Genomic DNA, 12,940 nt, shown 5'->3' on the forward strand with positions numbered 1-12,940 from the left:
TATCTGGACAGACCGGTTCCGTTGATGCCCCGGGCGGACCTCGGCAGTTGATCCAAGGGGTGCGGAGACACAGGAGAAAGCCATGCAACAGAGGAGACGAATCGTCACGCTCGCCGTGGCAGGGGTCGTCGCGACTGGCTTGACGAGCCACGCAGCGATCGCCGGCACGCCCGAAGCGCAGAAGTGGGTCGACAGCGAGTTCCAGCCGAGCACGCTGTCGAAGCAGCAGCAGATGGACGAGATGAAGTGGTTCATCGATACCGCAGCGACGCTGAAGTCGGCCGGCGTCAAAGAGGTGCATGTGGTGTCCGAAACACTCGACACGCACATGTATGAATCGAAAACGCTTGCCAAGGCGTTCACCGAAATCACCGGCATTTCCGTCAAGCACGACATCATCCAGGAAGGCGACGTCGTCGAAAAACTGCAGACCTCGATGCAATCCGGTCAGAGCATTTACGACGGCTGGATTTCCGATTCCGATTTGATCGGCACGCATTACCGCTATGGCGTGATCATGCCGCTGTCCGACTATATGGCCGGCGAAGGCAAGCAGTACACGAACCCCGGTCTCGACATCAAGGACTTCATCGGCACCAGTTTCACGACCGCGCCGGACAAGAAGCTCTATCAGTTGCCCGACCAGCAGTTCGCCAATCTTTATTGGTTCCGCGCCGACTGGTTCGCGCGCAAGGATCTGCAGGACAAGTTCAAGGCGAAGTACGGATACGATCTCGGCGTGCCGGTGAACTGGTCCGCGTATGAAGACATTGCCGAATTCTTCACGAACGACGTCAAGAACATTGACGGCGAAAAAGTCTATGGGCACATGGACTACGGCAAGAAAGACCCGTCGTTGGGATGGCGCTTTACCGATGCGTGGCTGTCGATGGCGGGCGAAGCCGACAAGGGCATTCCGAACGGCATGCCGGTCGACGAATGGGGCGTGCGTGTCACGCCGGACGGCTGCCATGCGGTGGGCGCGTCGGTCTCGCGCGGCGGCGGCACGAATAGTCCAGCCGCGGTGTTCGCGACCACCAAATACATCGACTGGCTGAAGAAGTTCGCGCCGCCCGAAGCCTCGGGGATGACGTTCAACGAAGCGGGACCGGTACCGGCGCAAGGCAAGATCGCCCAGCAGATCTTCTGGTACAGCGCATTTACCGCTTCGATGCTGAAACCCGGCAACGTGACCAACGCGGACGGCACGCCGAAGTGGCGGATGGCGCCATCGCCGCACGGTCCGTACTGGAAGGACGGCATGCAGAACGGCTACCAGGACGTCGGTTCGTGGACCTTCTTCAAGTCGACGCCGCCGAACCAGCGTGCCGCCGCGTGGTTATACGCGCAGTTCGTCACGTCCAAAACCGTCTCGCTGAAGAAGTCGATTACCGGTCTCACGTTCATCCGCGATTCCGATATTCATAGCGACTACTTTACGAAGAACGCGGACAAGTACGGCGGACTGATCGAGTTCTATAGAAGTCCGGCGCGCGTCGCCTGGACGCCGACCGGCAACAATGTGCCCGATTATCCGAAGATGGCACAACTGTGGTGGAAGAACGTCGCGACGGCCGTCGCCGGCGAAAAGACGCCGCAAGCCGCAATGGACAATCTGGCGAAGGAAATGGACCAGGTGCTGGCCCGTTTGCAGCGCGCGGGGATGAAGGTTTGCGCGCCGGAGTTGAATCCGGAAAGCGATCCGGCGAAATGGCTGTCGGATCAGCACGCACCGTGGAAGAAGCTGGCGAACGAGAAGCCGAAAGGCGAGACAGTCAAGTACGACCAACTGCTGACTGCGTGGAAACAGGGGAAGGTGCGGTAAAGGTGGCGATGCGGTAACACGAGAGGGTTTGATGCGGGCGGCCTGTTCAGGTCGCCCGCATCGTTTCAGGAGGCGTACATCTCACCGTTTCGACCAGGGCGCCATCGCTTCGAACACACCGTCACGTCTCACTAGCGCATGCAGAAGCGCCGCCGCCAGGTGCAGCACGATCAGCGCGAAGAAGCACAGCGCGAGCGTCCTATGCGCGTTCCACAGCAGCGTGTGCAAACCGTTGCTATGCGGCAGGATGGACGGCAAATGCATTCCGAACACCACGACCGGATAATCCGCGGCCGACAGCATGCCCCAGCCGATCAGCGGAAGCCCGATCATCAGTAAGTAGAACGCGAGGTGGGACAGGCGCGCGGCGAGTTTCATCGGTTCCGGCATCGACGCTGGCAGCGGCGGGGCGCCCCGAGTTAACCTCACCACCAGCCGAATCAGCGCCAGCACGAGAATCACGATGCCCAGCGGCTTGTGGATGGACACCAGAGAAAGATAATCCGGGCGAACAGTGGACACCATCCCGACGCCGATGAACAGCATCGCCAGAATGCAAATCGCCATGAGCCAGTGAAGCGCGCGTTGCAGCGGTGTGAAGCGATCGTGAATCGGGCTCATGGCGTGGCTCCTCCCGGATGGCGCGGATAGTCCTTATCCTCGGCGGTCCGCCGGTTGAACGATACGGAATAGGCGGCTGAGCGCGCGGCCGGAAACGGATCGTCCGAGACGTGCATGCCCGACGGCAGGACGGTGGGATCGAAGTTGAGATCGCGACACGGCCCGTTGGCCTCGGGCTCGATGGCGTTGACCACCAGCGTCCCCGCGTCTACCTTGCGCCGATCTTCCGGCCAGGCTTTGCTGGGGTCAGCGGTCGGGTCGCCGGGATTGGCGACGGTGACGACCAAAGTCCAGCGTTGCGGCGCGCTTTGCACCCGCTGCGTGATATCCGCGGCGAGGAAGTCGGCGCCTTTCGTCTTCAACTGGTCAGGCGATACCGCCTCGGGCTGCGCGGTGGGCACGAAGGACCAGCGCACGGCCTGGTCTTCTCCCGCGGCATTGGTGAAGATGAAGCTATTGAGGCTGTTGTACCGGTCCTGCGCGTACGAGGCCGTCCACGGCGCGCTGCCGGCCCACCCGACAAACGTGCCGAACTCCGGGTGTGCGGCGATAAAATTCTTCATGGCGTTCGGATCGCTCTCGTTGGCCGAGGCCTGAAGCAGACTGTAGAACGCCTGCGGCGTGGCGACCGGGAAGAAGGGAGCGTCGATCATCGCCGTGCGCCATTCGCTTCCATTCGGCGCGACGATGCGCAGGCTGAGGCCCCGCACCCGGACCGTGGCGTCCGGCGCTTTGGGATCCGCCGTAGCGAGGTTGAAACGTCCCGTGACCGGGTACGAGCCAGGCGCGAACATCGGCGCCTTGGACAGGGCCGCAGCTCCGCCATTCGATTCGAAGCTGCCAGTAAAGCAGATGCCCTTGGCGTGATTGCGCCGGAAGCCGAGCGCTGCGCCGCCCGGCGGCGCCAGACCGTTGACGATCTTCGCCGGCGTCAGGCGCCCCGGCGAGAGCCAGCCGGCCGTAAAGGCGAAGGCCGCGACCAGCGCGATCACGACGATTGCAATCAGGACTAGCGAACGGAATGTGGAGGCGTTGGAAGTCGGTCTGTCGGCCATCGAACTCTCCCGATCAATGATTCGGCTGAGTAGAAATCTAGCAGGGTGGGGGCAATAGTGCCATTGGTTGGTGGAGTGTGCTTGGTGGGCGGAGGGCGGAGGGCGGAGGGCGGGGTTCGGTCGGCACCAGGTTGGCGCGTGCATCAACCGAACGCTCACCGAAGAACACTATTCGGCGTCGTGCTGAACGACATGAACCGCGCGATGGACCACCTGCCATCCGGTTGCCGCTTAAAAATATCCATCCCTGCCTCGTGCGTCACGCTTTGCTCAGCACCCTTGCGTGCTGTCAGCGTCCAGAACAGCCGCACTACGGCGATATCCCCGGAAACGATGATCTCGCGGATGTCCGGGCTATCGTAGTGAAGAGTCAACTCGGGCTTCGCCAGCAGCGCGGCGAGCTTCGTGCAGAGCGTATCCCGGTTACCATCGAGCACTTCAGGGACTGTTGAAACCAGGTCAGGCGCGAACACATCGCAGACGCCCGCTGCATTGCGGGCGTTGAATGCCTCTGCCCAGCCTCGCAGCCGTTCCGTGATGGCGGCCTTGTCGGAACCTGCGTCAGCGCGAGCCGGAGTCGCCATGACAACGCCCGCTAATACCGCGGTAATCGTAAGCAGCCGTCTGATCATCGGAATTCTCCAAACCGATAGAATCCGCTTCCACTCAAAAAATAACAACCATCCCCTCAAGAACTGCAGCGCATTGCCGATATTGCGAGAAGAGCGCCTACGGTTTGAATGTTCCGCTGTCCCGGCCGGACAGGTGTATGCTGGCCAGTCCGCAAAAAAATGGCATCTAATTAGCCGCATTCAAAAGTGACCCAATAGCAGGACCGCGTCGCCGGCGTCATTGCTGGGAAAATTGAATGTGGTACTCAAGTCATCTTCGTACGACGGAGACACTGTGATTCGACATTGCCTCGGGGGTTTGCTACTGGCGCTAAGCTGCATGGGTAGCGCTATGGCCGCGGGTCCCGAATGTTCGCGTTCGTTTACGCTAGCTTTACACGATCACGGTCTGCTCTATTCCGTCGACACGGACACCGGGATCGACAAAGACTTCGCTGACGAGTTGATCCGCCGCAGCGGTTGCCAGATCAGAGTCAGCCTGATGTCGCGGGCCCGGATCTGGAAGCTGATTGAATCCGGCGGACTGGATTTCAGCCTGTCGGGCATTGCCAACGACGAGCGTAATGAGTACGCGGATTTCGCCTGGTACTTCAGCAACAAGTACTATCTGTTGGTGCGCAAGGACGCTGGAATCCATCGTTTATCCGATTTCGAGCACAACGACCAGTTTCAGCTCGGCGTGATCCGCAGCTTCCGCTACAGTGAGTCGGCCAACCGTCTGGTCGACAAGTTGTCGGCCGAAAACCGCGTCAGCCAGGCCGGCGGTCTGGATCCGCTGTATCAGGCGCTCATTCTCCGGCGCATTCAAGGCATGATCATCGAGCCTTTCGATTACCCTGCGATCGATGAAAAGAAAATCCGCGACGTGACCACCATCGTGGAATTCGACGACCCCGCCGTTCGTCACGGCCTCATCATGTCGAAGAAGGCACTGCCGCCGGCCGAGCGCGAAAAGTGGCGCGCCCTGGTGAATGAGATGCGCGCGGACGGCACGGTTCGGCGCATCTTCGAGAAATATTTCAAACCTGACCTCGCCGATTCGATGGTCGATTTCAAGACGCAGCCGTGAACTGGGCGCGCCTCGTCCTGCTTCCGCTATTGGTCCTGTCCGCGGCGCTCAGCGTGACGTGGATGCTTTGGGACCATGAGCGGGAAGCCGCCCGTCATGAACTGCTATCCCAGTTCAACTATTCCATGGGCGATGCGGTCAGCCGGATCGAGCAGCGCATGGGCACGTATGAACTCCTGCTACGCGGCGTGCAAAGCCTGTTCGCCGCTAGTGGAGAGATCGACCGCGATCAGTTCCGCGACTACGTCGGCACGCTCAATCTCGACGCCAACTTCTCCGGTATCCAGGCCATCGGCATCGTCGCATGGGTGCCGGCGACGCAGAAGGTCGAGCATATTGCGGCTCTCCGCCGGCAAGGGTTGCCCGACTACGCGATCGAGCCCAAAGGCTCGCGCGAGAACTACGCGCCCATCATCCAGCGCGAGCCGTCCGTCGGCATCAATCGGGCGGCGCCCGGTTTCGATGCATGGGCCGATCCTGTGCGGCGGCGCGCCATGGAACAGGCGCGCGATTCCGGCATGGCGACCCTTTCCGGGAAAGTCCGTCTGTCGGTGGACGCCGGCAATGCTCGCCCCGGATTCATCATGTACCTGCCGATCTACGCACGAGGCCAGCCGCAAGATAGCGTCGCCCAGCGCCGCGCGCACCTGGTCGGCTGGGTCTATGCCTCGTTCCGCATGCACGATGTCATTGCCAGCCTGTACGGCGAGCAACCGCCCGGCCTCACGATCGCTATATACGATGGCGTCGAAACGTCGGCCGCCGCGCTGTTGCACAAAACGCCTGAGGCGCCCGGTCATCATCTGGCTGCGGATATGTCGGCCAACGAATATCTGGTTGTCGGCGGACATGACTGGACACTGTCGATGAGCGCCCAGGACGACTTCAAGGCTCGCTTCGGCCGCAACGCCGCGCTCCCGATTGCCAGCACCGGCACAGGCCTCAGCCTGTTGCTGGCGCTGCTCACCTGGCTGATGATGACCGGCCGCGGCCGCGCGATGCGGCTTGCCTCGGCAATGACAAAAGAATTGCGCGAGAACGAAGAGAAATTCCGCGCGATTGCCGACTGTACGGTCAACTGGGAAATCTGGTGGGGACCCGACGGCAAGCCGCGCTGGATCAATTCGGCGGTGGAGGCGTACATCGGATATACCGTCGACGAGTGCATGACAATGCCGGACTTTGCCGGCACCGTGATTTGTCCCGAGGACATTCCCCGCGTTGCACCCGAGTTTCAGAAGGCACTACAAGGCTTGCGCGGCGACGACCTCGAGTTTCGCTGCGTTCGCAAGGACGGCTCGCTCATGTGGCTGTCCGCGTCCTGGGTTCCGATTACCGATTCCAAGGGCAAGTTCATCGGCTTTCGCACGAGCGGCCGCGACATTACCGAGCGCAAACAGGTCGAGGCTGAACTGCGAATTGCCGCTGTCGCCTTCGACTCGATGGAGCCGATGATGATCACCGACGCGAGCGCCACCATTCTGCGCGTGAACTCGGCTTTCACCGAATGCACCGGCTATACGGCCGAGGAAATCGTGGGCCAGACACCGCGCGTGCTGCGCTCCGGCCGCCATGACGCCGCATTCTTCCAGGAGATGTGGGAAGCGATTCATCGCGCCGGTGGGTGGCAAGGGGAAATCTGGGATCGCCGCAAGAACGGCGAGGTGTATCCGAAATGGCTCACGATCTCCGCCGTGATGAGCGACGACGGAATCGTCAGTCACTATGTCGGCACGCATCACGACATTACCGAACGCAAGATCGCGGAAGAGCGAATCAAGGAATTGGCCTTCTTCGATGCGCTGACCCGGTTGCCCAATCGCACCCTGTTGCTGGATCGCCTGAGGCAGGCAATCACGGCCAGCGCGCGGAACGAAGCGTGCGGCGCCTTGCTGTTCATCGACCTGGATCACTTCAAGACGTTGAACGATACCTTGGGTCACGACAAAGGCGATCTACTGCTGCAGCAAGTCGCGCAGCGTCTGGCGGACAGCGTGCTCGAGAGCGACACCGTGGCCAGAGTGGGCGGCGACGAGTTCGTGGTGGTGCTCGGCAACCTGCACAAGAACCGGCAGGAGGCGGCCAACCAGACGGAGGCCGTGGGCGAAAGAATTCTCGCCGTTCTGGGTAGTCCCTATCATCTTGGCAAAATCGAATACCGCACTAGCGCGAGCATCGGCGCCACCGTGTTCAGAGGGCATCAGGCGTCGATCGACGAGCTTCTCAAGCAGGCCGACCTCGCAATGTACAAGTCCAAGGAAAGAGGACGCAATGCCGTGCGTTTCTTCGATCCGGACATGCAAACCGTCGTGGTGCAGCGCGCCGCGCTGGAAGCGGGGTTGCGCAATGCAATCGAGGACAATCAGTTTCTGCTCCATTATCAGGCGCAGGTCGTCGGTACTCGTGTAACCGGCGCGGAAGCACTGGTGCGCTGGCAGCATCCGCAGCGCGGTGTCGTGCCGCCTGCCGAGTTCATTCCGCTGGCTGAAGAAACCGGATTGATCCTTGCGCTGGGAAGCTGGGTGCTGGAGGCTGCCTGCGCGCAACTGGCGCAATGGGCTGCGCGGCCGGATATGGCGCATCTCACGATTGCGGTCAACGTCAGCGCACAGCAGTTCCGCGAAGCTGACTTCGTGGACAACGTATTGACGATCATCGCTCGAACCGGCGCGCGGCCCGACAGGTTGAAACTGGAACTGACGGAAAGCGTCTTGGTCGACAACGTGCAGGACATCATCGAGAAGATGGGCGCGCTGAAAGCGAAAGGCATTGTCTTCGCACTGGACGACTTTGGCATCGGCTATTCGTCGCTGTCCTATTTGAAGCGCCTGCCGTTGGACCAGTTGAAAATCGACCGCTCATTCGTGCGAGACGTGCTCGTCGATCCCAACGACGCTGTGATTGCCAGGACCATCGTGGCACTGGCGCGCAGCCTCGGTTTGGGCGTGATCGCCGAAGGAGTCGAAACGGAGGCTCAGCGGGATTTCCTCGCGGCAGCGGGATGCTACGCGTATCAGGGCTATTATTTCTGCCGCCCGATTCCCATCGAGGGTTTTGAAGCGATTTTGAGCAGCGTCGAGACGCGTCAGTGCGTGGCGGAGTGAGTGAGAGATAAATGACGCGTCATCAGTAGCGCAACGTTGACGCAAGCGCTCGTAGAAACATAGCCTCGGCGTCTGGGCGATCCATACACTTCGTGCGGTTTTCGCCCTCTACATACCTCGGCGTCTTCCTACAAGCGCTTGCGGCAACCGTCTACGAAACCTCGCTCGGTGTCACCTCGAGATTCTGTCATCAACCGTATAACGAACGTATATAACCGCAGGGTGAATGCTGTTAATACGGCGTATCGAAACGCGCGACGAGTCCCGGATGCAGCCAGGTCAATCTGTGGCGCATGTCTCGCTGTTTCGCTCAACCAGCATGCCTTCTTTATCAAGAAGCTCGTGCTTTATACAAGGGATTTAGGTACAGGCCGATATCATCGCTCCGCTTGATGCCACTGCTTTAAAGCCAGGCGTCATTCTTGGGAGAAAAATCATGTTTGATATTGGAAAAGAGTATTCTCGGGAAGATATTCATCGGGTGACGGGAGGATGCAAACAGGCATTCTTGCCCGTGAAGGGCGGCAAGGTCGTCGCTGCGCGATTGCGTCAGGATCTCAACCCGTATGCACCGGATGTGATCGTCTGCGATGGCAGCGCCGCTGCACGAGCGGCAGGCCGAACGCTCGCGCGACAGACCGACCCACTGCCTGTTTTTGTCCGAACAGCGACTGACCGATTCCGTTACATGGGCGAGTACGTCACCGAGGAATCGTTTACTGCTCCGATCGACTACGCCAAGTACGTGCAGAACACGGGCTTTACGCTTGGTCAGATTTCGCGAGTGATCAAGATGAAGCGCCGTTGATCTCAACGGAAACTTCGATTCGGAATCGTCTCTTCGTCGGTTGGGTTGTAGCTCGTGCCCAACCGGCGATCATCAATCACACGTTTGAATGCGCGCGCCGTACCAATGTCGTACGACGCGACACGTTTTACAGATAGCTGCAGACGTAGTCGAGTGTTTCGATCACGTCGATATCGAAGCGGCTTTTCCCGGGCACCGAAAACGACTCGCCCGCACCATACGTCTTCCACTCGTCACTGCCTTCGAGGCGGATGCGGCATTGGCCGGCCTGCACTTCCATGAGTTCCGGCGCATCAGTGCCGAAGTTCAGCGCGCCGGGCAGGATCACGCCAAGCGTTTTGCGCGTACCGTCGGCAAAGAGAACGGTGTGCGAGACACACTTGCCGTCGAAGTAGACGTTGGCTCGTTTAACAATGGAAACCTGATCGAATTGCGTTGCGGCCGTCATGCCAATCTTCCTCTGGGTTGTCGTGGGTGGATGCGTTTGCGCGGACTTCAGGTCGGACGCAAGCCCGCCATGATACAGGCGGCGCGCGCGCCAGTCGTCGATCGCGCCGCAAGAGGTGGAGAGCAGCCGGCGGCCGTCAACCACCGTCTAGCCGATGATCTTCAGATGCTCAGCCAGGATAGTGCTGCCAATACCGATCAGCACGACGCCACCCGCCAACTCCGCACGCCTGCCGGCCACATGCCCGATGACACGGCCGAGCATCACGCCGATCGTGACCATCGTCATGGTGGCGAGCCCGATCGCGGCGGCAGTGGAATAGATGTTGACGTCCACGAAGGCGAGGCCCGCACCGACCGCCATGGCATCGATACTCGTGGCAAAGCCGGTCAGCGCCAGCAACCAGAACGAATGAGTCGACGGTTTCGCCGCCTCGATTTCCTTGGCGACAAAGCTATTGAAAACCATGCGGGCGCCGAGGACCAACAACAGCGCAAACGCGATCCAGTGATCCCATGCGGAGACGTATTGCGCTGCAGCTTTGCCGAGGAACCATCCGACCAGGGGTGTCAGCGCTTCGATGACGCCGAAGATGAGTCCCGTCCTGACAGCCTCACGCCAGTGAGGACGTTTGAGCGTGGCGCCTTTGCCGATTGCGGCCGCAAAGGCGTCGGTGGACATGGCGAAAGCAAGGAACAGCGTTGCGACAGGATTCATGAGAGGAGGGCTCGAGGTCGGGCGGAAAACCGCGACACACCTCCGCGCCCGACCGGTCGCGTGGTGTGTCGATGGTCTTGCCAACCAAAGGGCTACCTGCACCACGGTCTGCGCGACCGAGAATGTTGACGCAGGCGCTTCTGGGTAGAAGCCGGCTACTCCCCAAAGACAGGGGCGAGCATATCACATCGAAAGCTTTATGTAATACGGATCGCACCTCGCGTATGTGGAGACGAAATAAATCTGTCGCCACTTCATGTATCAGTAGCGTGGCAATCGGCCGATGGTATATGTTGAATTAGTGGCACACCGTCCTTCAGGAAAAGAGACAGGTCACGTTCGCGGAAGGCAGGTACGCAAAACATCAGAACAATACGAATGCGCGTCCGGCGATAGGGCAACGGGACGCCCGTTCCTCGTACGGAGGTTGCTTCGGCGACGCTGACTGTTGCGTGGGGACGCAGGCGACTCCTCGAAAAAAACGAGGCCTCACAAAAGCATGAATCGGTTCCGCACGTGCATCGGCCTATGCCAATTGTTGCACCGCGAGAACGCGAAACTGGAGCGAGACATGAGCCAGTCAGTATCCGCCGCGCCCGATGCGGGCCATTCCGGCGGGCGCGGGCATCAGCGGCCGGCGATGCCCGCACTCGCGCTTGCAGCATTGGGTGTGGTGTATGGCGATATCGGCACCAGTCCACTCTATACGCTGCAGACGGTGTTCGATCCAGTCAACGGACTGTCGCTCAACGCGCTGAATGTGGTCGGCATTGTCTCGCTGATCGTCTGGTCGCTGATCATCGTCGTCTCGCTCAAATACGTCACGTTGATTCTGCGCGCGAACAATCACGGCGAAGGTGGGATCATGGCGCTGCTGGCGCTGGCTGCGTCGTCGGTTGCCACGCGGCCGCGCTTGCGCCATATGTTGCTGGGTGTCGGCATCATGGGTGCAGCACTCTTTTACGGCGACAGTGTGATCACGCCGGCGATCTCGGTGTTGAGCGCGGTCGAAGGTCTTCAGGTCGCCGCGCCGTTTCTCAAGACCTGTGTGATTCCCGTGACGCTGGTTGCGCTGGTCACATTGTTCCTGATGCAGAAGCGCGGAACGGCCGGTATCGGCATCGTGTTCGGACCGGTGATGGTGCTCTGGTTCATCGTGCTTGCCGTGGTGGGCGTCATCAACTTGATGCGCGCGCCCGCGATTCTCGTCGCGCTCAATCCGCTCGCGGGGCTGGCGTTTTGCCTGCATCATCGGTGGCTGGCGTTCGTTGCTTTGGGTGCGGTCGTTCTGTCCTTGACCGGCGCGGAAGCGCTCTATGCGGACATGGGACATTTCGGCGCGAGGCCGATCCGGCTGACGTGGTTCGGCCTCGTGTTTCCCGCGCTTGCGTTGAACTATCTGGGGCAGGGCGCGTTGCTGCTTGCCGATCCGGGCGCGCTGCAAAATCCGTTCTACAAACTGTTTCCGCAATGGGCGCTGTATCCGATGATCGTGCTGTCGACGATCGCGACCGTAATCGCGTCGCAAGCCGTTATCTCCGGCACGTATTCGATGACGAAGCAGGCGATGCAACTCGGCTTTCTGCCGCGCATGAATGTCGTCTACACGTCGGAAAGGGAAATGGGGCAAATCTACGTGCCAGGCATCAACTGGACGTTATTGGCCGCCGTCGTGGCGGCTGTGCTCGGCTTCGGTTCATCCACGGCGCTCGGCTCCGCGTACGGTATCGCTGTCACCGGCACGATGCTGATTACGACGATCCTGACGTTCTTCGTCATTCGCTACGCGTGGCATTACAACTGGCTGCTATGCGTGTTTGCGACCGGTTTTTTCTTCGTGATCGACGCGGCGTTCTTCTCCGCGAACCTGCTGAAGCTCATGCAGGGCGGCTGGTTCCCGCTCCTCGTCGGGCTGATCATCTACACGATCATGGCGACCTGGGGACGAGGCTGGGAGATGATGCGCGCCGAAGCGCGCGTGAGGGCCGGGACGATGCCGCTCAAGCCCTATCTGGCCACGTTGTTGAAGGACTCGCCGATGCGATGCGGTGGCACGGCAATCTTTCTATCGCCCGATCCTGATGGCGTGCCGCATTCGTTGATCAACAATTTGATGCATAACCGCGTGCTGCACAAACGTGTCGTTTTCGTGACGGTGAACAATGAGGAGATACCGTGGGTGCCTACGAGTGAGCGCGTGAGTGTGCACCCGCTAGATTCGGACTGCTACCAGGTCACGATCACGTATGGTTTCATGGACGAGGTCGACTTGCCGCGCGCGCTTGAAATTTGTAAGTCGCAAGGTTTGACATTCGAGCCGGCGGAGACTTCCTACTTCCTTAGCCGTGCGACCTTGGTGCCCACTCGTGATAGCGGCATGGCGATGTGGCGAGAGCGTTTGTTCTCAGTCATGTTGCATAACGTGGGTAACGTTGCGGCTTATCTGAAGCTGCCGGCTAATCGAGTGATTGAGTTGGGGGCACGCGTGGAGATTTGAGGAATGCATAAGAACGCGAACAAAAGCCTCGTCCGCAGGCGTGAGAGAATCAAATATTCACTTTACTTTTAATTCGGAATACACTGAATTTTCTATTTCTCTTTTCTTTACCCGCTAGTCTTCAGTAACAGATGTTTTTGTCGTGCTCCGCGAGCCGAAGCAAA

At 60.0% G+C, this 12,940-nt stretch carries 10 protein-coding genes and 1 riboswitch; of the genes, 5 read left to right on the top strand and 5 right to left on the bottom strand.

Going from position 1 to position 12,940, the window contains the following annotated elements:
- Positions 1 to 82: 82 nt before the first annotated feature.
- Entirely contained in the window at positions 83 to 1,825 is a 1,743-nt protein-coding gene (locus P0D80_RS24465; protein WP_132383831.1) for an ABC transporter substrate-binding protein, read from the top strand.
- Between the two features lie 81 nt (positions 1,826 to 1,906).
- On the opposite strand, the gene P0D80_RS24470 is transcribed toward P0D80_RS24465, so the two are convergent.
- The 3 genes from P0D80_RS24470 to P0D80_RS24480 form a co-directional block, all read right to left on the bottom strand.
- Positions 1,907 to 2,446, bottom strand: coding sequence for a cytochrome b (locus tag P0D80_RS24470; RefSeq protein ID WP_408178546.1), 540 nt, complete (start codon positions 2,444 to 2,446; stop codon positions 1,907 to 1,909).
- Complete coding sequence (locus P0D80_RS24475) at positions 2,443 to 3,501, bottom strand: catalase family peroxidase (protein ID WP_408178547.1); 1,059 nt, start codon at positions 3,499 to 3,501, stop codon at positions 2,443 to 2,445. The genes P0D80_RS24470 and P0D80_RS24475 overlap by 4 nt, the downstream gene beginning before the upstream one ends.
- A gap of 155 nt (positions 3,502 to 3,656) precedes the next feature.
- A complete protein-coding gene (locus P0D80_RS24480; RefSeq protein WP_408287092.1) occupies positions 3,657 to 4,133 on the bottom strand; it encodes a YybH family protein in 477 nt (158 codons plus the stop codon).
- A 274-nt stretch (positions 4,134 to 4,407) separates the two neighbouring features.
- On the opposite strand from P0D80_RS24480, the gene P0D80_RS24485 reads away from it, so the two are divergent.
- The 3 genes from P0D80_RS24485 to P0D80_RS24495 all read left to right on the top strand — a co-directional run bounded on the left by P0D80_RS24485 (position 4,408) and on the right by P0D80_RS24495 (position 9,114).
- The gene (locus P0D80_RS24485; protein WP_408287093.1) at positions 4,408 to 5,202 is read left to right on the top strand and encodes a substrate-binding periplasmic protein; all 795 of its coding nucleotides are present in this window, start codon (positions 4,408 to 4,410) and stop codon (positions 5,200 to 5,202) included.
- Positions 5,199 to 8,306, top strand: coding sequence for a bifunctional diguanylate cyclase/phosphodiesterase (locus tag P0D80_RS24490; protein ID WP_408287094.1), 3,108 nt, complete (start codon positions 5,199 to 5,201; stop codon positions 8,304 to 8,306). Before P0D80_RS24485 ends, P0D80_RS24490 begins: the two co-directional genes overlap by 4 nt.
- 436 nt (positions 8,307 to 8,742) lie before the next feature.
- Positions 8,743 to 9,114, top strand: coding sequence for a DUF6697 family protein (locus tag P0D80_RS24495; protein ID WP_132383843.1), 372 nt, complete (start codon positions 8,743 to 8,745; stop codon positions 9,112 to 9,114).
- Between the two features lie 127 nt (positions 9,115 to 9,241).
- On the opposite strand, the gene ppnP is transcribed toward P0D80_RS24495, so the two are convergent.
- Together ppnP and mntP are read right to left on the bottom strand one after the other, a co-directional pair.
- Positions 9,242 to 9,562 carry a pyrimidine/purine nucleoside phosphorylase gene (ppnP, locus tag P0D80_RS24500; RefSeq protein WP_116122394.1) on the bottom strand — a complete coding sequence of 107 codons (321 nt, stop codon included), beginning with the start codon at positions 9,560 to 9,562 and terminating at the stop codon, positions 9,242 to 9,244.
- A gap of 147 nt (positions 9,563 to 9,709) precedes the next feature.
- On the bottom strand, positions 9,710 to 10,279 hold the full coding sequence (gene mntP, locus P0D80_RS24505) for a manganese efflux pump MntP (RefSeq protein WP_408287096.1): 570 nt from the start codon (positions 10,277 to 10,279) through the stop codon (positions 9,710 to 9,712).
- Positions 10,280 to 10,288: 9 nt separating this feature from the next.
- A riboswitch (yybP-ykoY riboswitch) is annotated at positions 10,289 to 10,455 on the bottom strand.
- 395 nt (positions 10,456 to 10,850) lie between these two features.
- Here mntP and P0D80_RS24510 point away from each other — a divergent pair.
- Positions 10,851 to 12,776, top strand: coding sequence for a potassium transporter Kup (locus tag P0D80_RS24510; protein WP_408287098.1), 1,926 nt, complete (start codon positions 10,851 to 10,853; stop codon positions 12,774 to 12,776).
- Positions 12,777 to 12,940: the final 164 nt, after the last annotated feature.

The organism is Paraburkholderia sp. RL17-373-BIF-A, assembly GCF_046030175.1.
Lineage (GTDB): Bacteria > Pseudomonadota > Gammaproteobacteria > Burkholderiales > Burkholderiaceae > Paraburkholderia.

Excerpts from the sequence above, each read along its gene's own strand:
- P0D80_RS24465 (WP_132383831.1), top strand. The coding sequence starts at position 83 with ATGCAACAGAGGAGACGAATCGTCACGCTCGCCGTGGCAGGGGTCGTC.
- P0D80_RS24470 (WP_408178546.1), bottom strand. The coding sequence starts at position 2,446 with ATGAGCCCGATTCACGATCGCTTCACACCGCTGCAACGCGCGCTTCAC.
- P0D80_RS24475 (WP_408178547.1), bottom strand. The coding sequence starts at position 3,501 with ATGGCCGACAGACCGACTTCCAACGCCTCCACATTCCGTTCGCTAGTC.
- P0D80_RS24480 (WP_408287092.1), bottom strand. The coding sequence starts at position 4,133 with ATGATCAGACGGCTGCTTACGATTACCGCGGTATTAGCGGGCGTTGTC.
- P0D80_RS24495 (WP_132383843.1), top strand. The coding sequence starts at position 8,743 with ATGTTTGATATTGGAAAAGAGTATTCTCGGGAAGATATTCATCGGGTG.
- ppnP (WP_116122394.1), bottom strand. The coding sequence starts at position 9,562 with ATGACGGCCGCAACGCAATTCGATCAGGTTTCCATTGTTAAACGAGCC.
- mntP (WP_408287096.1), bottom strand. The coding sequence starts at position 10,279 with ATGAATCCTGTCGCAACGCTGTTCCTTGCTTTCGCCATGTCCACCGAC.
- P0D80_RS24510 (WP_408287098.1), top strand. The coding sequence starts at position 10,851 with ATGAGCCAGTCAGTATCCGCCGCGCCCGATGCGGGCCATTCCGGCGGG.